This is a genomic window from Terrimesophilobacter mesophilus (assembly GCF_014200375.1).
Taxonomy (GTDB): domain Bacteria; phylum Actinomycetota; class Actinomycetes; order Actinomycetales; family Microbacteriaceae; genus Terrimesophilobacter; species Terrimesophilobacter mesophilus.
In genome coordinates, this window is record NZ_JACHBP010000001.1 from 572,288 (window position 1) to 594,221 (window position 21,934).

Genomic DNA, 21,934 nt, shown 5'->3' on the forward strand with positions numbered 1-21,934 from the left:
AGCACGTGCGCATTCCTTTCTTGTCTGGCGGGGACTCATGAGCGACGACACTCCTACCGAACGTTTCGAAGCACCGACCGCGCCCGGCACTGGCGACCCGGACGGAACCGGGGGCGAGAAGAAGAAATCGAAGCTGCTCATCCTGATCCTGTCGATCGTCGGCGGCCTCCTGCTCATCGCCGTCGTCGTGTTGCTCACGCTGCTGTTCTCGCGGGGACTCGGCGGTCCGAGCGCCGATCCGGTCTCGGATGTGAGCACGAGCCCATCGGCGAATCCGAGCGAGACGCCGAGCGCAAGTCCGAGTGCTTCGCCCAGCGAGACGCCGAGCGCGAGTCCGAGCGCGTCGCCGAGTTCTGCGCCGCCGCCACCGCCTCCACCACCACCAACCACGACCGGCCCGGTGTTCACCTCGTTCTCTCCCGCCAACAACAAGTCAATCGGCTGCACGAACGACACCGACCAGATTCCCGTGACGTTCACCTGGGCCAGCACCGGAGCTTCCGAAGCAGCGATCGGTGTGGCAACGACTGATGCGTTTGCGGGTCCATATGCAACGGGTCTTCCCCCATCGGGCTCCTACGAACTCAACTACCAGTGCAGCAACGCATCGCAGATCTACACTGTGAGCATCCGCGGCACGAGCGGTCAAACGAATAAGACCATCACGCTCAAGCGCTGAGGAGCACGAAGGCCCACGGGCCATCACCATTGAAAAACAACAGAACCCTCATCGCGCTCCTCGCGGTCACCCTGGTGCTGCTGCTCGCTCTCGTCGCACTCATCGTCTTCATCCTCGGCCAGGGGTCACCTGTCGACCGCAACCCGACAGGGCTTGACTCGAGCACCTCTTCCCGTGCTTCGAACAGGGGCCTTCTCGCGACCACACGATCACGCTCGTCGGGCCGAACGGTGAACACGTGAGCAAAACCTGGACGGTCACCGACCTCTCCCGCTGATCCACGCATCGCCCTCGGCCACTCCGGTACTATGGGTGCACCAACCACACTCAGGCACCATCAGTACAAGACACGGTGCCGCATATAGCGAAACCGGAGAATGCCATGGCTGACGCCGTCCCCGACAAGCCCGCCCTCGAAGGGCTGGAGAGCAAATGGGGCGCCCAATGGGAGGCCAGGGGTACCTACCGGTTCGACCGCGCCGCCGCCCTCGCGCAGGACACGTCGCGCGAGAACATCTACTCGATCGACACCCCGCCGCCCACGGCATCCGGATCGCTGCACGTCGGCCACGTGTTCAGCTACACCCACATGGACCTGTTCGCCCGCTACCAGCGGATGCGCGGCAAGAACCTCTTCTACCCCATGGGCTGGGATGACAACGGATTGCCCACCGAGCGCAGGGTGCAGAACTACTACGGCGTGCGTTGCGACCCGTCCCTGCCCTACGACCCCGACTTCACACCACCATTCGAGGGCGGCGACAACAAGAGCGCGAAGGCCTCCGACCAGCTGCCCATCAGCCGCCGGAACTTCATCGAACTCTGCGAGACGCTCACCGAGGAGGACGAGAAACTCTTCGAGGCACTCTGGCGGGCACTCGGCCTCTCCGTCGACTGGACGCAGACCTACCGCACGATCGGTCCCGAGGCACAGACCGCGGCCCAGCGGGCGTTCCTGCGCAACCTCGCGCGCGACGAAGCGTTCCGTGCCGAGGCCCCCACGCTCTGGGATGTGAACTTCCGCACCGCGGTCGCCCAGGCCGAACTCGAAGACCGGGAGATGCCCGCGGCATTCCATCGCGTCGCGTTCCACAAGCCGGACGGCTCCCCCGTCTACATCGAGACGACCCGCCCCGAGCTTCTGGCAGCGTGCGTTGCGCTCGTGGCGCATCCGGATGACGAACGATACCAATCGCTCTTCGGCACGACCGTGCGCACCCCCATCTTCGACGTCGAGGTGCCCGTCGTCGCCCACCGCCTCGCCCAGCAGGACAAGGGAAGCGGCATCGCCATGATCTGCACGTTCGGTGACGTGACCGACGTCGTGTGGTGGCGCGAGTTCGACCTTCCCAACCGCACCATCATCGGCCGCGACGGGCGCATCGTCGACGACGCGCCGGATGCACTGGTGACCGATGCGGCGAAGACCGCTTTCGCCGAACTGGCCGGCAAGACGGTCTTCAGCGCCAAGGCACGGACGGTCGAACTGCTGCGCGAGAGTGGAGACCTCGACGGTGAGCCGAGACCCATCTCACACGTCGTGAAGTTCTACGAGAAGGGTGACAAGCCGCTCGAGATCGTCAGCACCCTGCAGTGGTACATCCGCAACGGAGCGCGCGACGAGGCGCTGCGCGACACCCTTCTCGAGCGCGGACGCGAAGTCAACTTCGTGCCGGAGTTCATGCGGGTGCGCTACGAGAACTGGATCGGTGGGCTCACCGGCGACTGGCTCATCTCGCGGCAGCGGTTCTTCGGCGTGCCCATCCCGGTCTGGTATGCGCTCGACGAGAACGGCGAGCAGAGGGAAGTCATCGTCCCGTCCGAGGATCTCCTCCCAGTCGACCCCTCCTCGGCGACCGCGCCGGGCTACGACGAATCCCAGCGCGGAAAGCCCGGCGGCTTCGTCGGCGAGGTGGACATCATGGACACCTGGGCGACATCCTCGCTGACCCCGCAGATCGCGGGTGGCTGGGAGCGCGACCCGGAACTCTTCGACCTCGTGTTCCCCTTCGACCTGCGCAGCCAGGGGCAGGACATCATCCGGACCTGGCTGTTCTCCACGGTGCTGCGCGCCCAGCTCGAGCTCGGCGTCGCGCCCTGGAAGAACGCGGGGATCAGCGGGTTCATCGTCGACCCCGACCGCAAGAAGATGTCCAAGTCGAAGGGCAACGTCGTCACGCCGTCGGCCATGCTCGAGGAGCACGGTTCGGATGCGGTGCGCTACTGGGCGGCCTCGTCCCGCCTCGGAACCGATGCGGCCTTCGATCCGCAGAATCCGAAGCAGATGAAGATCGGGCGGCGACTGGCCATCAAGGTGCTCAACGCCGCCAAGTTCGTGTACTCGTTCGAGGTACCGACGACCGCCGGTCAAGTGGGCCCGGAGGGCCGTATCGAGGCCACCCACGCACTGGACCGTGACCTGCTCGCACAACTCGACGACGTCATCCGCATCGCGACGAAGGCATACGACGAGTACGACCACGCGCGCGCGCTCGAGGCGGCGGAGCAGTTCTTCTGGACCTTCTGCGACGACTACCTCGAACTCGTCAAGGAGCGCGCCTACGGGGCATCCGGCGCCGAGGGCCAGGCCTCCGCCGTGGCGACCCTGCGCACGGCGTTGGATGTGATGCTGCGCCTGTTCGCCCCCGTGATCCCCTTCGCCACGGAGGAGGTCTGGTCGTGGACGCACGACGACTCCATCCACACCGCGCCGTGGCCGGTCGCGAGCGGCGGAGCGGCACCGAACGGACTGCTCCCGCTCGTGAGCGAAGCGCTCATCGGCATCCGACGGGCCAAGACGGATGCGAAGGCGTCGCAGAAGACGGACGTCGCCTCGGCGACGATCGCCGGCCCGGCACTCCTGCGCGAGGTGGCAGACGACCTCAAGGCCGTGGGGCGGATCGCCGATCTCGAGTTCACCGAAGCGGACGAGGTCGCTGTGACCTCTATCGTGCTCGCCGAGAGCGCAGACTGATGCAGCTCGGGAGTCGCTGGGCCTTCGGCGCAGAACCACCGACGCGGCTGGCGGATGCCGTGGTCGCCGCCATTCGCGAAGTCGAGCAGGAAGGCGGGTCGGCTGCCGACACCACGGCATCCGCTCGCCGCTGGACGCTCACCTGGCTCGAGGGCAAGCCGATCGTGGAACTGGACGCGGCGCCCGGCTCGGAGAGCGTGACGGTGATTCGCTTCAATCCGATGAGTGGCGCGGCTACCATTACAACAGGCGACTCCGGCGAGGAGTGGGTGGAGGAATAGCTCTAGGAAAGCCGCACTCCACTCCTTGCCGGAGTCGAATCTATGAAGTTTCGGGCGCTAGAGCCCCATGCGCTGTGTAATGCGCAGGGCGTCAGCCTCACGCTGCAGTTCCGAGTTCCTCTGCTGCAGGCGGAGTGAATGCTCGCTGTGGTCGAGCACGCGGCGTGCGGCGTGCGTACGAGACCATCGGAGCAGTGCAACGGCAAGACGTTCGACGGCGCGGTCGATGCCGTGCGAGGCGGTCCTGCTGGCCGCTGGAGAGTCCGTGTTGCGGTCCAGGGCGGTTGCGGTAGTCATTGTCTTCACCTCCTCACTGACCATGAATTTACGGGCAACCACTGACATTTCAGGGGTCTTGAGTACCGTGATGGGTGCTGTGATCGTCATGATGTCGTCTCTCCTTCTGGAGTGTCGTCTGAGGGGATCTCCTCGCCGTCGATGACGGGGAAAGCATGGAATTGGATCTGTACCGGGCGAGACCCCGGCGTCTTCTGGTAGCGATGCAGGTCGGCGAATTCACTCACCATGGCCATGTACCGCTGGGAGAACTCGCTGAGTTGTTCCGCGGTGATGAACACGTTGGTGAGGCTCACCAGGCTGGCCTCGCCCCATTTGTCGTCGAGTTCGTCGTAGCCGCGTTCGAGGAACTCGGCGAGGTTGCGTTCGCGACTGCTGGACCATTCCCGCATCACGAGTTGGCTTGCTTCGCGGCCGGCAGAGGTCTTCTTGGCCTCGGTGGCGCCCAGGTTGATTCCTCCCGGCGTCCGCTCCCACCAGCGTTCGCGGCCAACGCCCTTGCCGGCGACCTCCCGAACGAACCCGTGCTTCTCGAGCTGACGGAGGTGGTAGCTGGTCGCGCCACTCGACTCTCCGAGCCGCTCGGCCAGGCCGCTCGCGGTGAACGAACCGTAGGTCGAGAGCACATCGAAGATCTTCACCCGCAACGGGTGCGCGAGCGCTTTGAGCGACTCGAGGTCGATCTCGCGATCGTGGGCCACGACCTCCGGCTCGTTGCTATCGCTCATGCATACAAAGATAGCATTGCAAAGAGTTCTTTGCAACTACATCTTTGCAACTACTTCTTTGCAATACATTCTTTGCAGCAACATCTCTGCAGCGTGGGAAACTCCACCGATGCCGGATGCTCGCCCGTTGATAGTTACACTATCGATAGTTACACTATCGACATGAAGATCTCCGAGCTGTGCCGCCGAGCAGACGTCGCCGCTACGACGCTCAAGTACTACATCCGGGAGGGCCTCGTCGCGGAAGGCCTGCGATCCGCGCCCAATCGGACCGACTACGACGAAGACCACGTGCACCGCATCCGCCTGGTGCGGGCACTCATCGAGACCGGCGGACTGTCGATCGCCTCGGCACGGCACGTTCTCGCGGTGATCGACGCAGAGGGTACTGACCTCGCCTTCGCCTTCGAGGCGATTCAGAACGCGCTCGGCGCGACAGGCCGCGCCGGCGAACGCTCCGCATCCACAAAAGCGCAAGAGCGGGTCATGGCACTCGTCAACGGAAGCGGGTGGGCGGTCACCCCGGGCAACCCCGGAATTGAGCTGGCCGCCCGCGCCCTCGACGGCCTGTCGACCATCGGCTTCACGCCCAGCGACGAGTTCCTGGCCGGCTATGCGACCGCGTGCCTGGGAATCGCACAGGCTGACCTGGGCGCTTTGACGACGCGGGATTCGCCGGAACTCGTGCTCGAACTCATGGTGGTCGGAACCGTCATGGGCGACGTGCTCATGAGCGGCCTTCGCCGGCTCGCCCAAGAGAGCACCGCAGCCACCGTATTTCCCGTTTCCGGCCGGAACAGCAACGAGAAGAGAGAACAATGAGTCTGCACCACGTCATACTCGGCGGATCCGGAGTCGTCGGGCGGGAGACCGCCGCGGCCCTGCGCGCCGCGGATCAGAACGTCACCGTCGTCCGGCGCTCCCCTGACCCCGAGTCCGGGCCAGGCGCACCCGTGGTGAGCGCCGACCTGCGCGATCTCGACGACGCCATTCGGGCTGTTCGCGGCGCCGAGGTCGTCTACCTCGTACTCGGCTTGCCCTACCGCCTGGCTGTCTGGCGACGGGATTGGCCAAGAGTCGTGGAGAACGTCATCGCGGCGGCGAAGGTCGAGGGTGCACACCTCGTGTATTTCGACAACGTCTACGCCTATGGAAAGGTCGACGGGCCGATGACAGAGGACTCGCCCATCCGACCCAGCAGCAGGAAGGGCGAGATCCGTGCCGCGTTGCTGCAGCAGCTGGAGGTCGGGCACGAGCGCGGACTCGAACTCACCGTGGCGCGCAGCGCGGACTTCTACGGGCCGGGCGCCTCGACGAGCGCGTTCAATTCGATGGCACTCGACCCCGTCGCGCGGGGGAAGGAGCCCACCTGGCTCATCGACGCCACGCTCCCCCACTCGATGACCTACACCCCGGACATCGGTGCCGCACTCGCGATCCTCGGGACGGATGATCGAGCCCGCGGCAAGGTCTGGCACATTCCTACCGCGCCGGCGCTCACCGGCGAGGAGTATCTGACTCTCGCGACGGGGGGCGGCCTGCGCCATCGGACGATCTCGCTGGGCACGATGCGACTGGGCGCGCCGTTCGTGGCCGTCGCCCGCGAAGCCCTCGAGCTGAGCTACCAGAACTCCCGGCCCTATGTTTTCGACTCCTCGCGGTTCGAATCGACGTTCTCGATGGCGGCTACTCCGTACGAGGTCGGCATCGTCCGTGCGCTCGAGGAGTCGAGAAGGGTCGCCTCAGCGACAGGCTAACCGCGGCAGAGAATCTCCCCGTGCGGCATCGCGAACCAGCCATCCGCATCGTTGATCCAGTCACGCCACGCACGCGAGATGTCGATGAGGTCGTCCTGGCTCGCGAGGCCCGAGTCGATCGTGTCGACCGCGAGGGCGGATTGCAGGATTCGCGCCTCCCACATGCTCCCCCACCACTCGCGGTCGGCTTCGGAGTTGAACGACCAGATGGATGCCGTGGAGACGACCTCCGCGAAGCCCGCGTCCATGGCCCAGGATTTCAGGTGCCGGCCGGCATCCGGTTCGGTGTCGTTGCTCCGGTACACGGAACGCACGAGGTCGAGCCAGCGTTCGAGGCCCGTCGAGGCCGGATGCCAGAAGCATGCACCGTAGTCGACGTCCCGAGCCGCGACGATTCCGGATGCCGCGCGCACCCGGCGGAACTCCCTCAGCATCGCCACCGGATTCGCGACGTGCTGCAACACCTGATGCGCGTGCACGACGTCGAAGGAGTTGTCGTCGTACTCGAGTTCGTACCCGTTGCCGACGACGAACTGAACATTGTCGACGTCGCGTTCCGCGGCGAGCGCGGTGGCCTTGTCGACGATCTCCGCCGAGGCGTCGACTCCGATGACCATCGCGGGGGCGACCCGCGCAGCGATATCGATCGTGATCGTGCCTGGACCGCACCCGACATCCAGAACGCTCGCGCCGGGCACGAGCGCCGACGCGAGGTAGCTCGCTGAATTGTCCACCGTGCGCCAACTGTGCGAACGAAGGACGCTCTCGTGGTGACCGTGCGCATAATGCTCATCAGGTATTGCCATGGTTCCACCCTAATAAGGTTGGAGTATGACGAACCCGTTTTTTGAGCCGAGCACCCTCCCCTACGAACTCCCGCCGTTCGACGACATCAAGGACGAGCACTATCTGCCCGCGTTCGGGAAGGGATTCGAGGAACACCTCGCTGAGCTCTCCGCCATCACGGGACAGGATGACGCTCCGACGTTCGACAACACCATGGTCCCGCTCGAGCGGAGCGGCCAGACGCTGCTGCGGGTTGCGCGCGTCTTCTACAACAAGTCCTCGTCCGATTCGAGCGACTTCACGAACGACCTCGAGGAGCAGATCGCTCCGCGCATGGCGGCGCACGAGGATGCCATCCGACTCGACTCGCGCCTGTATGGCCGGATCAAGACCATCCATGACCAGCTCGAATCGCTCGAACCAAGTGCGGAACAGCGCTATCTCGTGGAGCGCTACTTCACCGAGATGACGCTCGCCGGCGCCGGTCTCGACGACGAGCAGAAGGAGAAGCTGAAGGAGTACAACCAGAAGCTCTCGACGCTCACCACCCGATTCGAGAAGAACCTGCTCGCCGACACGAACGAACTCGCGGTCGTCATCGACGATGTGAGCGACCTCGATGGGCTGGGCGCAGGCGAGGTGTCGGCCGCCGCGGAAGCGGCGAAGGAGCGGGGCCTTGATGGCAAGTACCTCGTGACGCTCGTTCTGCCGACCGGGCATCCGTACCTTTCCAGCCTGACCCGTCGTGATGTGCGCGAGAAGATCATGGCGGCATCGCGCTCCCGGGGCATCCGTGGCGGTGAGCACGACAACCGCGAACTCGTTCTGGAGATCGCGAAGCTGCGAGCGGAGCGCGCGCGCCTGCTCGGTTTCGACACCCATGCCGGCTACGTGACGGCGGATGAGACGGCGAAGACCCCGCAGGCCGTCGCCGACATGCTCGGCAGGCTCGCACCACCCGCCGCTCGCAACGCCCGCGCGGAGCAGAAGGACCTCGAGGACATTGCCGGGCACGCCATCGAGCCGTGGGACTGGGCGTTCTACACGGAGAAGGTGCGACAGGCGAAGTACGACGTCGACACCGCAGCCATGCGCCCGTACTTCGAAGCCGAGCGCGTGCTGCAGGACGGTGTGTTCTTCGCGGCCACGAAGCTCTACGGCATCACGTTCGCGGAGCGGCCGGATCTCACCGCATACCACCCGGACGCACGCGTCTTCGAGGTCTCGAACGAGGACGGCTCCCCTGTTGGCCTGTTCGTCTATGACCTCTACACGCGCGACTCCAAGCGCGGCGGCGCCTGGATGAACGAGCTCGTGGGCCAGAACGACCTGCTCGAACAGCCGGTCGTGGTCGTCAACAACCACAACGTGCCGAAGCCCGCCGCGGGAGAGCCGACCCTGCTCACCTACGACGAGGTCAACACGCTCTTCCACGAGTTCGGGCACGCGCTGCACGGTCTCTTCGCCCGCGTCACGTTCCCGAAGTTCACCGGAACGAGCGTGTTCCGCGACTTCGTGGAGTTCCCCAGCCAGGTCAACGAGATGTGGATGCTGTGGCCGGAAGTGCTCGCGAACTATGCCGTGCATCACGAGACCGGTGAGCCGATGCCGCAGGAGCTCGTCGACAAGCTGCACGCCTCTGAGCAGTTCAACGAGGGCTTCCAGACGAGCGAGTACCTCGCCGCCGCCCTGCTCGACCAGGCCTGGCATTCGATCACCGCCGATGACGCAGTGACGGATGTCGCGGGGTTCGAGGCGAAGGCTCTCGCAGCGGTCGGCCTCGACAACCCGGCCGTGCCGACCCGGTACTCGAGCACGTACTTCGCGCACACGTTCGCGGGCGGCTACGACGCCGGGTACTACTCCTACATCTGGAGCGAGGTGCTGGATGCCGACACCGTCGAATGGTTCAAGGACCATGGCGGGCTCACCCGGGAGAATGGCGACCGGTTCCGGTCGAAGTTGCTCGGGGTTGGCGGCAAGATGGACGCGCTGGATGCCTACCGCGACTTCCGAGGCCGCGACGCGGTCATCGAGCCGCTGCTCAAGCGCCGCGGGCTGGAGTGACCGCTCCTCAGGGAGCGGGTTCCGGGTTCTCGGCCGTCGACCGACTCCCCCACCCCAGCCACAGCATGAAGATCGCGCCGACGACGAGACCCCAGAAGGCGGAGCCGATTCCGGCGATCGTGAGTCCGGATGCGGTGACGAGGAACGTGGCGATGGCGGCGATGCGATGCGGCGGCTCCTCGAGCGCGCCGGTGATGGAGGTGACGAGGGCGCCGACGACGGCGAGCCCGGCGACCGCGATGATGAGGATCGGCGGCGAGGCTGCGACGAGTGCCGTCGCGACCCCCGCGCCGAGTCCGAGCAGCAGGTAGAGCACGCCGGCACTGAGCGTCGCGATCCATCGTCGTGACTTGTCGGGATCGGCCTCCGGGCTCGCCATGATGGCAGCGGTGATCGCCGCGAGGTTGATGGCGTGCCCACCGAAGATCGCTCCACCGACCGAGGCGACCCCTGTGCCGACGAGCACGGGTCGGGCCGGCGTTTCGTAGCCGAACGTGGACATCACGACGAATCCAGGCACGTTCTGCCCCGCCATCGTGACGATGAACAGCGGCAGGCCGAGGCTCACGATCACGGCGGGATCGAACACCGGGAGCACGAAGGCGAGCTGCGGGGCGAGCTCAGCCTTCTGCATCCACCCGCCCCCGGCGGACACGGCGATCACGATGGCGGCTACGAGCATGGCGGAGGGCACGGCCCACCGGGGCGCGAGCCTCAGTATGATGAGCCAGGCAAGGATGATCGGGAGCGCGAGAAGCGGGTAGTCGAACATCGCCGTGACGGGCGCGAGGCAGATCGGGAACAGGATTCCGGCGAGCATCGCGCTCGCGATCGCCTTGGGGATGCTCGTCATGAGCCGCCCGAGCGCCGGCCACAACCCGCACAGGATGATGAGCGCACCGCACACGATGAACGCGCCCACCGCTGCCGCGAAGTTCGCGTGATTCTGGCCCGCCGCCACCAGCAGGGCCGCGCCGGGAGTCGACCATGCGATCGAGATCGGAATGCGGTATACGAGGGCGAACCCGATCGAGGCGAGCCCAACGGTCACACACAGGATCAGCAGGCCCGACGAGGCCTGCGCATCCGTGGCGCCCACCGCCTGAAGCCCAGCGATGACGAGGGCGAACGACGTGGCGAATCCGGCGATGGAGCCGACGATTCCGGCGGAGATGGGCTGCAGGATGAGGTATCGGTCCTTCGCGTCGGCGGGAGTGACGCCATCCTATGGCGTGAAGACGCCCCGCAATTTCTCCCACGACGACACCCGAACGTAGACCGGGATCTCCTCGATCGGCACGGCCCGAGTCACGACCCGGCCACCGGTATGCGATTGGCCCGTCCAGGCATCCACCCACTCGCCTTCCGGAAGGTAGGTCGACCACTCGGTGGCGCCGGGCTCGGTGACCGGCGAGACGAGGAGGTCGTCGCCGAGCAGATACTGCAGCGGAAACTCCCACACTCTCTCGTCGTGCGGGTGATCGAAGAACAGGGCGCGCAGGAGCGGCTTCGAGTTCTCCGTGCCGAGCTTCGCCTGCTCGATGAGGTAGGGCACGAGACGCTCGCGCAACTCGGTGAGGCCGCGATACACGTCCAGCACGCGGGGATCGCCCGACTGCTCCGCGATGTTCCACGGTGTGCGGTCGTGCGAAGGGACCCGATGATGGTTGAACTCCGCGTGGTACTGCATGATCGGGCTGAACACGGCCATCGCCCCGGTTCGAAGGTAGAGCTCGGCACTCGGCAGTTCGCCGGAGAACCCGCCGTGATCCCAGCTCCACGAGAAGATCCCGGATGCCCCTGCCGTGAGGCCCGCGGTCACGGAGGCGCGGAACGCCTCCCAGGTCGAGCGCTCGTCGCCCGCCCAGTGCCCCGGAAAGCTGCCCGCGCCGGCATGCCCGGCCCGGCTGAAGGTCAGGCCGTCGGTGCCCGCGCGCTTGAGGAGCTCGTGGAAGGCCTGCGCGTAGAGATTCGGATAGCGGTTGTTAGTCAGGTCGCCGCGCGTGCCGTCACCGAAGCGGAGCTCGTCCCCCCACGTGTGCTCGCCGCCATCCGTCTTGAACCCGTCGACGCCCATCTCCTCGAGCAGGTAGCGACGCTTCTCGGTCCACCACTCGCGCACCTCAGGTCTCGTGAAGTCGGGGAGCAGCGCACGGGGAAACCACCAGCCCCGGTTCCGATACGGGCTGCCGTCTTCCTCGAGCACGGCGAAGCCGCGTTCCTGAAGGGCGACGCGGTCGGCGACGAGCTGCTCGTCGTTCTCGATGTCGTGGTCCGGGACGACCGGGATCTGCCACAGAATGACTTTGACGCCCTGGGCGTGCAGCCGGTCGATCATGCCCTTCGGGTCCGGCCATGCCCCGTCGGGCGGGAAGGTGAAATCCTGGTAGCGCAGGGGTTCGCCGTCGTGTCGCGGCGTGTACTGCGCATCCCGCCAGATGTGGATGGTGCCCTCGTCGCTCCACGCTTCGATGACGATGGCGCCGACCGGGATGCCCTCCTCGAGCGAACGGGCGACCTCCGACTCGACCCTCTCCTGCGTGTTCCATTCGTTCGAGCTGATCCACGGCCGGTAGGCCCAGTCGGGGATGCGCGCCGGCTTTCCGACCACGTCGAAGAAGCCCGAGAGGACGTCCGCCGGGCTTCCATCCCACAACCGAAGAGTGACCTGCGGGTCATCCGGGTCGACGAGCACCTCGATCCGGAGCATGCCGGCATCCTGCTTGCCGATGTCGAACCAGACTCGGCGGGTCGTGTCGACGTGGAAGCCCCAGCCATCACCGCCCACGACATGCGCGAACGGCACGGGAAGGTAGGTCCGCACGCCCTGGTCGCAGTACTGCTCGAACACTGTCGCGTCGACGGCCCAGCCACGCTGGTCGAGGGAGTGGAATCGCTCACCGAGCCCGACGATGTGCTCGCCTGCCGAGAGCGTCAGTGCGAAACGGGCGCGAACGGGTTTCCCGTCGACGACGAGCCATTGCACGGAAGTGGGTGCGACGTGTCCTTCGGCGCCTTCGACGACGAGTCGACCCCCGGACCGCTCCCAGGATCCGATGGGCAATGCGAACCAGGATGTCGTTTCGCGGGCGTCGGCGGACCGGAACCGGTAGCGCACTCGGTCGCCGGTCGCGAACGGACCCACCATGACCTGCCAGGCATCCAGCCCCCCGGTGTCCTCCCCCGCTTCGGCGGCGGCCGCCAGGTGTCCGCCCGCATCGCCGAGTACGAGGCCGGAGTCGGCAGTGTCGAGGCGGTGGGCATCCATCGCCATGATTCGACCGTTGACGTCGAGCTCGACGACGGGAACGCCCGCCGCTTGCGAGACGAGCACACCGAGAGTGACCTGCTCGCCCGCTTCCGGCTGAACCGGATCGCGCTGGTCGAGACTGGGGCGATAGGCGTGGCCTCGCCCTGGAGGATTGTGGCGGATCACCGTTCGGTTACTCCTGTCATTCCGAGACTCGTCGCAAGGGTCAGATACATGGCGTGGGACCAGAGAAGAGGGGAGGCACTCGGCCCCCAGCGCTCGACCCACTCGGCGATGCGCTCCGGGTGGAGGGCGTGAGTGTCGACCTGTTCCGGAAGATTCAGGGTGACGTCCGCCTGTGCGGCGATCCAGTCGGCGAGTTCCTGTGCCCTCTCGAGGTTTCCGGCCTTCGCATGATGCCACCCGAGGAATCCCGCAAGCAGGATCCACTCGCCGCCGCCGTAGTAGGTGTCGTCGAGAAAGCGGTAGACGCCGGCTGGGGCGAGCTCCCTCTCGATGCGCTCGATCGTGGCTGTCGCGACGGGGTCACCCATCGGGTAGAGCTCGAAGGGGGTCATGCAGGCGATGAGGCTCGCATCGACCTGGTCGCTTCCGAAGTACTTGGTGAGGTGGCCGTCGTGGAGACCCTCTGCCGCAATGAGAGCGGCGATCTCTCCGGCCACGATGGCCGCACGTTTGCGAAGCCCAGGGTCGAGCTCTTCCCACCCGCTTGCAGCGAGGAGACCCCGGCGTATGGGGGCGAGGCTCGACGGATGCCTGCGGTGGCCGTTCTCCTCCCACCAGTCGTAGAACGGGCTCGCCCAGAACACGCAGAGGTAGCGCACCGTGAGGGCGGCGCCCTCCGCGAAGGCCGTGCGATCGCGACCGTGGCGGATGCTGTGCCGGTCGAGCGCCCACAGCCAGGTCCCGTAACCGTCGAGCTGGAAGTCTTGCCACTCGGTGCCGGACTCCTGGCCGTCGATCGTGTATCGCGTGTGGAGGTGTTCGGTGAGCGCGACGTCCTCCACGTCGCGCTCACCCCGGGCGACCAGATCCAGGATCTGTTCGCGTCGGTCTGTGAGGATGCGATCGCACCAGCCGAAGAACGCTTCGGCGCTGGCGATCTCACCCACCCGGCTCATCGCATCGGCGATGAATGCCCCATCCCGGAACCAGCTGTACTGGTAGGTCGGGAAGGTCGGAGACGCGAGGTACGCTCCGGTGGCCGCCTGTCCATCTTTGATGACCTCGATGCTTCTCGAGATCAGAAGGGCGTGAATCGGGTTGTTCGTCATCTCTAGAGCAGCGCGTTGACTTCTTGGACGGCCTGGTTCAGGGCATCCTCGACCGACAACTCACCGAGCACTGCCTTCTGCAGGTACAGGGTCACGATGTCCTGCAGCTCCTGCTGGCGCTCGATGACCGGAGGCACGACGACCGAGTCCAGGGAGTCGAACACGGCCTGACGGTTCTCCGGCGGCGTGATCGACAGGTAGGGCTCGAGCAGCGCCTTGTCGGCGACCGCCGGAAGCTCCCAGTCCTCGTTGAGGCGGATGTCCACCGTCAGGTCCGAGGAGGCGAGGTACTGAAGCCACTTGGCCGACTCCACCGGGTGCTTGGTGCTCGCGGATGCGACACCGGCGTTGGCGAAGAAGTGCGAAGCGTGCTGGGTGTTGCCCGGCTCGACGACGACGTCCCACTTGCTCGGGATGTCGAGCAGATTGTTGAACTGCCAGATCCCGTTGTGCCACATGGCGATCTTTCCCTGCTGGAAGAGCACGTCATCGCCGATACCGCCCATCTGGGCCTCGTTCGGCATGGTGTTGCCGACCTTGTCGACCAGGTGGTGCGCTGCGGCGATGCCGGCCTCGCTGTTGAAGGTCGCCTTCGTCATGTCGTCGTTGAAGAACTCACCGCCGCTCTGGGCGAGGGACTTGTAGAACTCGAAGAACTGCACGGGCTGGTATTCGCCGAAGACGCCGGCTCCCGCGTTCGTGAGCTTCTCCGCCGCGGCCTTCTCATCGGCCCAGGTCCAGTCGGCGGTCGGGTAGTCGAGCCCCGCCGCGTCGAAGAGATCCTTGTTGTAGATGAGAACGACGACGGAGAAGCTCTCGGGAAGTCCGAGCTGCACCCCATCGAAGTTGAAGGCGTCGTAGGCCTTCGGGAAGTAGACGCTCTTGTCGATCGCGTCGGGAGCGGCGGTCTCCAGGTCCAGCAGCGCGCCGGAGGAGGCGAAGGACACGAAGTTCTCGTAGTTCAACTCGAACGTGTCCGGTGCGGTGTTTCCGGCGATCCTGGTCTTGAGAGACGTGAAGTAGTCCTCATACGGTGCGTTCTGCACCTTGACGGTGATGTTCGGGTTCTCATCCTCGAACGCGTCGACGATCCTCTGCAGCTGGGCTTCGTGATCGGCGCCGGCGGTGAAGTTGAAGAACTCGATGGTGACCGGGCCGTCGCTTTCAGCGGGACCGGCCGAGCATCCGGCGAGCAGCAGTGCGGTGGTCGCGAGAATGCCGACTCCCGCCATCCGCCAGCGAGCTGCGGGTTTGGTGATGTGCATGATTGCGATTGTTCCTCTCTCGATGAAGGGCTCAGCCTTTGAGCCCCGACATGGCAACGCCTTGGAGGACGTAGCGTTGCGCAAACAGAAATACAGCGACGATCGGCAGAACAGAGATCGTCGCTCCCGCCAGCACGAGGTTCCAGTCGGTGACGAACCGGCTGGAGAGGCTGGAGAGACCAAGGGGCAGCGTCATCAAATCCGGGGAGTTGATGATGATGAGGGGCCACAGGAAGTTGTTCCAGGAGCCCATGAAGGAGAAGACGGCGACCGTCGCGATCGCCGGCTTCGACAGCGGGAGGACGAGGGTGAAGAAGTTGCGGATGTGGCCGGCGCCGTCCATGAACGCAGCCTCCTCCAGCTCGCGCGGGAGGCCGAGGAAGGCCTGGCGCAGCAGGAAGACCCCGAACGGCATCGCCATCTCGGGGATGATGAGGCCCCAGTAGGAGTCGAGCATCCCCATGTACCTCAACTCGATGAAGAGGGGGACGACCATGACCTGGAAGGGGACCATGAGGGTGGCGAGGAAGAGGACGAAGATCGCGTTGCGCCCGCGGAAGGTCAGGCGAGTGAAGGCGTAGGCGGCCATCGCGCTGCTGAGCACCTGCAGGAACGTGACCGCGAGGGACACGCCCACGCTGTTGAGCACCCAGCGCACGATGGGGACCTCGGTGAACAGACGCTCGTAGGCCGCGCCGTCGACCGGGTTGGGGATGAGCTGCGGCGGCAGCTTGAACAGTTCGCCCGCCGTCGTGAGCGAGGTCGACACCATCCACACGAACGGGAACAGGAAGACGAGGCCGCCCGCCGCGATGACGATCGTGCGCGTCCAGACCGCGGCCTTCGATTCAGTCCCCATAGTGCACCCACCGCTTCTGGAATCTCAGCTGGAAGACCGTGAACAGGAGGATGATCGCGAAGAGCACCCAGCTCATCGCGGAGGCCTCACCCATGAGCCCGTACTTGAAGGCATTCTTGACGACCTGCTCCATGACGACCGTCGTGGCGCCGGCCGGGCCGCCCTCCGTCATGACCCAGACCTGGTCGAAGACCTGGAACGCGCCGATCATCGCGAGGATCATGGCGAACAGGATCGACGGGGTCAGCAGCGGGAGGGTGACGTACCGGAGTTTCTCCCAGCGGGTCGCGCCGTCGATCGTCGCGGCCTCGTACAGGTGGTCGGGGATGCTCTGCAGTCCGGCAAGAAGAATCAACATGTTGAAGCCGAGGTCCTTCCAGACCGAGGCGATGATGATCGAGGGCATCGCCCAGTTCGGATCCGTCCACCAGCCAGGGCCGTCGATCCCCACGAGTCCGAGCACGTAGTTGACCATTCCGCCCTGCGGGCTCAGGAGCCACTTCCAGAGCAGCGCGACGACGACCCAGCTTGTGACGACCGGCAGGAAGTAGATGCCCCGGAAGAACGTCGCGCCCTTGAGCTTGCTGTTCAGGAGCACGGCGATGGCGATCGCCCCCACGAGGACGAGCGGGAGGTAGCCCACCATGTAGTAGAGGGTGTTCAGGAGCGCCTTGTGGAATTTGGCATCCGTGAGGACCTCGACGTAGTTTTCGATTCCGAGGTACTCCGGCGGCCGCAGGAGGTTCCACTTGGTCATGCTCACCCAGAGCGAGGCGAGCATCGGAAAGATGCGGAAGACCAGGAGCGGGATCAGTGCAGGCAGGAGGAACAGAGCGACCAGTCCGACCTTCTTCCAGCCGCGATCACCGACCATGGCTCTGCACTCCCGGCTTGGGGACCACGGAGAGCCTGGACCTCACGAGGCGCCCCTGCTCGCCGGCAAGACCCACGGCATCGAAGGGGGTGGACAGCACGAGAGCCGCGGCACCCTGCGCCCAGCTTTCATCGGTCCAGGTCTCGACCTCGACGGGGACGCCGCGACGCGAGGGAAGAAGGGTGGCCCTGAACTCGGGCTCGAATCCTGAGGCCCAGTGCTTCCAGGCGGCGGTTCCTTCACCGAGGACGATGACGGACTCGGGGTCGAACACCTGTACGACGCCCGCGAGTACGCGGGCGAGGACGCGCCCCGCATCACTGAAGATCTCCTGCGCACGCCCGTCGCCATCGTCGGCCGCCCGTGTGAGCGCGGCGATGCCGGCGCGCTGAGGGATGACCGCGGCGTCCCGTGCGCGACGTTCGAGGCTGGCCTGGCCGATCACGGTCTCGAGGCATCCGTGGTTCCCGCAGCTGCAGAGGACGCCGTCCGCCACGAGCGGGACGTGTCCGATCTCACCGGCTCCCCCCGAGCCGCCCCTGAGGACGACGCCGTCCATGACGAGCCCGAGCCCGACGCCGGTGCCGATCGTGAGGGTGAGAAAGGTCGCGTGATTGCGGCCGATGCCGAAGAGCCGCTCCGCCATGGCGAGAGCATTGACGTTGTTCTCGACCAGAACGGGAAGCCCCAGCATCCTGCGCAGTGTCGGGCCGATCGGCATGTCGTTCCAGTCCAGCTGGTATGAGTCGACGATCCCGCTGCCCTGCGCGTCGACCGTGCCGGGGATCGCCACTCCGATGCCCAGGATGGGAACACCGCTGCCGCCGTCGATGAAGCCCTCGACCGCATGGCCGAGTCCTTCGAGAAGGGTCGCCGATGACGCATCGAAGGGTTCCTGTGCCGAGCGGATCACGGTTCCATCGAGCTCGACCTCGACGAACGCGAGGTGGTCGGGTGCGATCTTGAGCCCGACCGCATGGCCGGCTGACGAGACGAGGCCGAGCCTTCTGGCGGGACGGCCGCCCTGCGATGGCGAATGCTCGCGCTCATCGACCAGGCCATCGGCGATGAGCTCCTTGACGAGTTGCGTGATGAGGGCGGGGCTCACGTCGAGGGCTCGCGCGAGGTCGGCGCGGGACGCGGGTCCCTGCGCACCGAGCCGCGCGAGGATCGCAGACCGAGTGACATCGGTGCGGCCGGTCGAGCGAGTCGCCATGGGGGTCCTTGGTTCGGGAACAACTTTGTTTAGAACTAAAGGAACTCTAGAAGTAAGTAGCGAAGAATGTCAAGGGTGAGATCGAGGGAAGTACCGCTACCTGAGGGGTGGGCGACGCTGGCGTGAGGAAGGGAGCACGCGGATGGTCCCCTTCGAGACGCGCGCTACTCAGGGAACGAGAGTCGCTGCTACGCGGACTTCTCGCGGCGCTCGGGCTTGCGCGGAACGATCGTCGGAGCAGCGTTCTCGATGACCGACTGCTTCGTCACGATCACCCGGTCCACGTCATCGTTCGACGGGACCTCGAACATGATCGGGCCGAGCACCTCTTCCATGATCGCCCGCAGCCCGCGGGCACCGCTCTGCCGCAGCACGGCCAGGTCGGCGATCGCCTCGAGGGCATCCGCTTCGAACTCCAGCTTCACGCCGTCGATCTCGAACATCCGCTGGTACTGGCGCATGAGCGCGTTCTTCGGGACGGTGAGAATCTCCATGAGCGCGACCTGGTCGAGCGGCGTGACCGTCGCGACGACCGGGAGACGGCCGATGAACTCGGGGATGAGCCCGAACTTGTGGAGATCCTCCGGGAGCACCTCGCTGAACAGGTTGACCTCGTCGCCCTTGATGTGCAGGGGGGCACCGAACCCGATGCCCTTCTTGCCCGCGCGGTGGGAGATGATCTCCTCGAGCCCGGCGAAAGCGCCAGCGACGATGAACAACACGTTCGTCGTGTCGATCTGGATGAACTCCTGGTGCGGATGCTTGCGCCCGCCCTGCGGGGGCACGGATGCCACCGTTCCCTCGAGGATCTTCAGGAGCGCCTGCTGCACGCCCTCCCCCGAGACGTCGCGGGTGATCGACGGGTTCTCGGCCTTGCGGGCGATCTTGTCGATCTCGTCGATGTAGATGATCCCGGTCTCGGCGCGCTTGACGTCGTAGTCGGCGGCCTGGATGAGCTTGAGGAGGATGTTCTCGACGTCCTCGCCGACGTAGCCCGCCTCGGTGAGGGCCGTCGCATCCGCCACCGCGAACGGCACGTTCAGCCGACGTGCGAGCGTCTGGGCGAGATAGGTCTTGCCGCATCCGGTCGGCCCGATGAGCAGGATGTTGGACTTCGCGATCTCGACGTCATCGCCCACTGCCTCGGCCGGCATGATCGTCTTCTCGGCGCGGACCCGCTTGTAGTGGTTGTACACGGCCACCGACAGTGCGCGCTTGGCCTGCTCCTGGCCGATGACGTACTCTTCGAGGAAAGCGTAGATCTCCTTGGGCTTCGGCAGCTCGAACTCGCTCGCCGCCTCCTCGCCCGACTCGGCGAGGCGTTCCTCGATGATCTCGTTGCACAACTCGACGCACTCGTCGCAGATGTAGACGCCGGGCCCCGCGATGAGCTGCTGAACCTGTTTCTGGCTCTTGCCGCAGAACGAACACTTGAGCAGGTCTGCGCTCTCGCCAATGCGTGCCATGCTCGCCTCCCTTGGTGTCGACCCGTTTCCGTGGTCGTTAGCGCCGAATACCGTGCAGCTACGAGCCTAACCCGGTACACAGACAGTCGCTGCAACATGACCATTTCGGGCTTCGGCGTGCCGCCTACAATGGGAGTATCCACGGCGAGCAGAATCCAGGGGTGACGCGATGACACGGTGGGCGAGAGTTGCCCGCGGATCCGTGGCCGCAGTGGTCTCCCTCTTCGTCGCCGCGTTCTCGCACTCCGTCGCTGGGGGCAGCCTCCCCGGAGTGGCCGGCATCTCCCTCTGCCTCACCTTCTCCATCATCGTGTGCACCGCCCTCGCCGGGCACCGGATGCCTCGGGTGCGTCTCGCAGCATCCATCGTCGCGAGCCAGGCCATGTACCACGGGATCTTCGGCTCGCTGGGTTCCTCGACGGTCGCTTCCGCGGGGACCATCGGGCACGTGCACACTGCTTCGATAGACTTCGGGGCGATCCCGGCCCACGTGCACTCGTCAGGCGACATGCTCTTCGCACACGTCGTGGCGGCGTTCGTCACCTTCCTGGTACTCGCGTTCGGCGAGCGAAGCGTTCTGGCGACGCTTGAGGCCACCAGGAGATTTGCGCTCTCGCTGCTTCCGCAGTCGGCGGATGTCCCGCTCGCGAGCACACCGGCAAGACTCCTCCCTTCGCGGGTCCGCCGCACGATCCCCCAGCACCAACGCGCGGTCCAGTCCGGACTCCGCTATCGCGGCCCGCCGACGGCACTCGCCATCTGATCACCGCTCATCGCGCACCCGCGCACCCATTTCTTCGTCGCTCGCATGCCAATGGCATGGCCGAAAGGACCTCTATGAACCGCACTTCCGCCATCGTCACCGCCGCCGGCGCGGCACTGATTCTGGCCATCGCAACACCCGTCGCCGCATCCGCCCACGTCACGGTCAGCCCGAACACGGCATCCGCCGGTTCGTACGCCCTCATCGACATCAAGGTGCCGAACGAGTCGGCATCCGCCGTGACCAACAAGGTCGAGCTCTCGCTGCCGACCGATACACCATTCCTCAGCGTCAGTTACGTGCCGGTGTCCGGGTGGACGGCAGAGCTCGTCCGCACGACGCTTCCGTCGCCGGTCACCGTCGGCGACAACACAATCACCGAGGCCGTGACGAAGGTCGTCTGGACGGCGTCGCCCGGAAGCGAGATCAGAGCCGGACAGCTGCAGGTCTTCCCCGTGTCGCTCGGTCCGGTGCCGGACACCGGGTCCATCGTGATGCCCGCCGATCAGACGTACAGCGATGGGACGGTCGTGTCGTGGTCCCAGACGGGCAGCGGCGCGGAGCATCCGGCGCCTGTCCTATTCGTCAATGACGCGCCGGCAGGAGATCATCACTCGGATGCGAGCGACGTTGACGGCCACGCCGATTCGGCATCCGGGTCCGCCGATACGCTGGCGCGCAGTCTCGGCATCGGCGGACTCGTCGTCGGCACCATCGGCATCGTCGCGGCGATCGCCGCACTGCGCAGGAAGGAGTCGGTGTGAGAGCGCCAACATGGGCCGCACGGGCCGGAGCGTTCCTGGGGGTTGGCGCCGCGCTCGCCCTCGTCGCCGCGTTCGCGATCGCTGCCCCGGCCGCAGCGCACAACTACTACGTGTCGTCGACGCCGGCGATCAACGAGGTGGTCACGACCCTGCCCGACGAGTTCACGGTCACGACCAATGACAACCTTCTCGACCTGAACGGGACGGGAGGCGGCTTCTTCATCGAGGTCAAGGGGCCGGACGGTCTCTACTACGGTGATGGCTGCGTCACGGTGAACGGGGCCTCCGTGTCCATGCCGGCTGCACTCGGCCCTGCGGGCGAGTACACGCTCGCCTGGCAGGTCGTGTCGACGGACGGCCATACGGTGTCCGATTCGTTCCACTTCACCTGGCAGCCGGCGCCGGATGCTGAAACCTCTACCACGGGCTCCTCGACGGTGCCGAACTGCCACGGCACCGCAGTGGGCATCCCCGACAGCACGGCGCCTCCGGCCGACAACTCGTCTGCAGACATCCTGTGGATCGGTGGAGCGGTCGTCGCGGTCGCACTCGCGATCGTCGCAACGCTCATGCTGCTGCGGCCGCGGAAGGCGCCGCCGGCCGCGTAGTTCCC

The 21,934-nt window shown here is 65.8% G+C and carries 21 protein-coding genes; 10 read left to right on the forward strand and 11 right to left on the reverse strand.

All coding sequences use genetic code 11. The features are described 5' to 3' along the window. Positions 1-37: 37 nt before the first annotated feature. The 4 genes from BKA04_RS02790 (at position 38) to BKA04_RS02805 (ending at position 3,934) form a co-directional block, all read left to right on the forward strand. Complete coding sequence (locus BKA04_RS02790; protein ID WP_104095045.1) at positions 38-679, forward strand: hypothetical protein; 642 nt, start codon at positions 38-40, stop codon at positions 677-679. A 29-nt stretch (positions 680-708) separates the two neighbouring features. Continuing rightward, on the forward strand, positions 709-921 hold the full coding sequence (locus BKA04_RS02795) for a hypothetical protein (protein ID WP_104095046.1): 213 nt from the start codon (positions 709-711) through the stop codon (positions 919-921). A 140-nt stretch (positions 922-1,061) separates the two neighbouring features. After that, positions 1,062-3,653, forward strand: coding sequence for a valine--tRNA ligase (valS, locus tag BKA04_RS02800; protein ID WP_104095047.1), 2,592 nt, complete (start codon positions 1,062-1,064; stop codon positions 3,651-3,653). Next, positions 3,653-3,934 (forward strand): hypothetical protein, encoded by a 282-nt coding sequence (locus tag BKA04_RS02805; RefSeq protein WP_104095048.1) that lies wholly within the window; start codon positions 3,653-3,655, stop codon positions 3,932-3,934. The genes valS and BKA04_RS02805 overlap by 1 nt, the downstream gene beginning before the upstream one ends. 57 nt (positions 3,935-3,991) lie before the next feature. Here the strand turns inward: BKA04_RS02805 and BKA04_RS02810 are convergent, their stop codons facing one another. Next, a complete protein-coding gene (locus tag BKA04_RS02810) occupies positions 3,992-4,321 on the reverse strand; it encodes a hypothetical protein (RefSeq protein WP_104095049.1) in 330 nt (109 codons plus the stop codon). Further along, a complete protein-coding gene (locus BKA04_RS02815; protein WP_104095050.1) occupies positions 4,318-4,959 on the reverse strand; it encodes an ArsR/SmtB family transcription factor in 642 nt (213 codons plus the stop codon). The genes BKA04_RS02810 and BKA04_RS02815 overlap by 4 nt, the downstream gene beginning before the upstream one ends. Before the next feature lie 162 nt (positions 4,960-5,121). Between BKA04_RS02815 and BKA04_RS02820 the strand changes: the two genes are divergently transcribed. Further along, on the forward strand, positions 5,122-5,781 hold the full coding sequence (locus tag BKA04_RS02820; protein WP_104095051.1) for a MerR family transcriptional regulator: 660 nt from the start codon (positions 5,122-5,124) through the stop codon (positions 5,779-5,781). After that, positions 5,778-6,716, forward strand: a complete 939-nt coding sequence (locus BKA04_RS02825) for an NAD-dependent epimerase/dehydratase family protein (RefSeq protein ID WP_104095052.1) — start codon at positions 5,778-5,780, stop codon at positions 6,714-6,716. Before BKA04_RS02820 ends, BKA04_RS02825 begins: the two co-directional genes overlap by 4 nt. On the opposite strand, the gene BKA04_RS02830 is transcribed toward BKA04_RS02825, so the two are convergent. Continuing rightward, the gene (locus BKA04_RS02830; protein ID WP_104095053.1) at positions 6,713-7,522 is read right to left on the reverse strand and encodes a methyltransferase domain-containing protein; all 810 of its coding nucleotides are present in this window, start codon (positions 7,520-7,522) and stop codon (positions 6,713-6,715) included. The genes BKA04_RS02825 and BKA04_RS02830 overlap by 4 nt on opposite strands. Positions 7,523-7,547: 25 nt before the next feature. On the opposite strand from BKA04_RS02830, the gene BKA04_RS02835 reads away from it, so the two are divergent. Beyond that, a complete protein-coding gene (locus tag BKA04_RS02835; protein ID WP_104095054.1) occupies positions 7,548-9,569 on the forward strand; it encodes a M3 family metallopeptidase in 2,022 nt (673 codons plus the stop codon). 7 nt (positions 9,570-9,576) lie between these two features. Here BKA04_RS02835 and BKA04_RS02840 read toward each other — a convergent pair whose 3' ends face one another. From BKA04_RS02840 to clpX, 8 genes are all read right to left on the reverse strand, one after another. Beyond that, the gene (locus BKA04_RS02840; RefSeq protein ID WP_104095055.1) at positions 9,577-10,755 is read right to left on the reverse strand and encodes a benzoate/H(+) symporter BenE family transporter; all 1,179 of its coding nucleotides are present in this window, start codon (positions 10,753-10,755) and stop codon (positions 9,577-9,579) included. A gap of 39 nt (positions 10,756-10,794) precedes the next feature. Then, a complete protein-coding gene (locus BKA04_RS02845) occupies positions 10,795-13,005 on the reverse strand; it encodes a glycoside hydrolase family 31 protein (RefSeq protein WP_104095056.1) in 2,211 nt (736 codons plus the stop codon). Continuing rightward, on the reverse strand, positions 13,002-14,114 hold the full coding sequence (locus BKA04_RS02850; protein WP_104095057.1) for a glycoside hydrolase family 15 protein: 1,113 nt from the start codon (positions 14,112-14,114) through the stop codon (positions 13,002-13,004). The genes BKA04_RS02845 and BKA04_RS02850 overlap by 4 nt, the downstream gene beginning before the upstream one ends. Before the next feature lie 2 nt (positions 14,115-14,116). Next, a complete protein-coding gene (locus BKA04_RS02855; protein ID WP_198413285.1) occupies positions 14,117-15,379 on the reverse strand; it encodes an ABC transporter substrate-binding protein in 1,263 nt (420 codons plus the stop codon). A 31-nt stretch (positions 15,380-15,410) separates the two neighbouring features. Next, positions 15,411-16,238 carry a carbohydrate ABC transporter permease gene (locus BKA04_RS02860; RefSeq protein WP_104095058.1) on the reverse strand — a complete coding sequence of 276 codons (828 nt, stop codon included), beginning with the start codon at positions 16,236-16,238 and terminating at the stop codon, positions 15,411-15,413. Further along, positions 16,228-17,112: a carbohydrate ABC transporter permease gene (locus tag BKA04_RS02865; RefSeq protein ID WP_104095059.1), complete on the reverse strand. Its 885-nt coding sequence runs from the start codon at positions 17,110-17,112 to the stop codon at positions 16,228-16,230. Before BKA04_RS02865 ends, BKA04_RS02860 begins: the two co-directional genes overlap by 11 nt. Beyond that, entirely contained in the window at positions 17,102-18,328 is a 1,227-nt protein-coding gene (locus BKA04_RS02870) for an ROK family transcriptional regulator (protein WP_104095060.1), read from the reverse strand. The genes BKA04_RS02865 and BKA04_RS02870 overlap by 11 nt, the downstream gene beginning before the upstream one ends. 188 nt (positions 18,329-18,516) lie before the next feature. Continuing rightward, entirely contained in the window at positions 18,517-19,794 is a 1,278-nt protein-coding gene (gene clpX, locus BKA04_RS02875) for an ATP-dependent Clp protease ATP-binding subunit ClpX (RefSeq protein ID WP_104095061.1), read from the reverse strand. A 169-nt stretch (positions 19,795-19,963) separates the two neighbouring features. Between clpX and BKA04_RS02880 the strand changes: the two genes are divergently transcribed. From BKA04_RS02880 to BKA04_RS02890, 3 genes are all read left to right on the forward strand, one after another. Then, positions 19,964-20,557: a hypothetical protein gene (locus BKA04_RS02880; protein ID WP_134542218.1), complete on the forward strand. Its 594-nt coding sequence runs from the start codon at positions 19,964-19,966 to the stop codon at positions 20,555-20,557. A gap of 74 nt (positions 20,558-20,631) precedes the next feature. Further along, on the forward strand, positions 20,632-21,321 hold the full coding sequence (locus BKA04_RS02885; RefSeq protein WP_104095063.1) for a YcnI family copper-binding membrane protein: 690 nt from the start codon (positions 20,632-20,634) through the stop codon (positions 21,319-21,321). Continuing rightward, on the forward strand, positions 21,318-21,929 hold the full coding sequence (locus tag BKA04_RS02890; RefSeq protein ID WP_167309648.1) for a copper resistance CopC family protein: 612 nt from the start codon (positions 21,318-21,320) through the stop codon (positions 21,927-21,929). The genes BKA04_RS02885 and BKA04_RS02890 overlap by 4 nt, the downstream gene beginning before the upstream one ends. Positions 21,930-21,934: the final 5 nt, after the last annotated feature.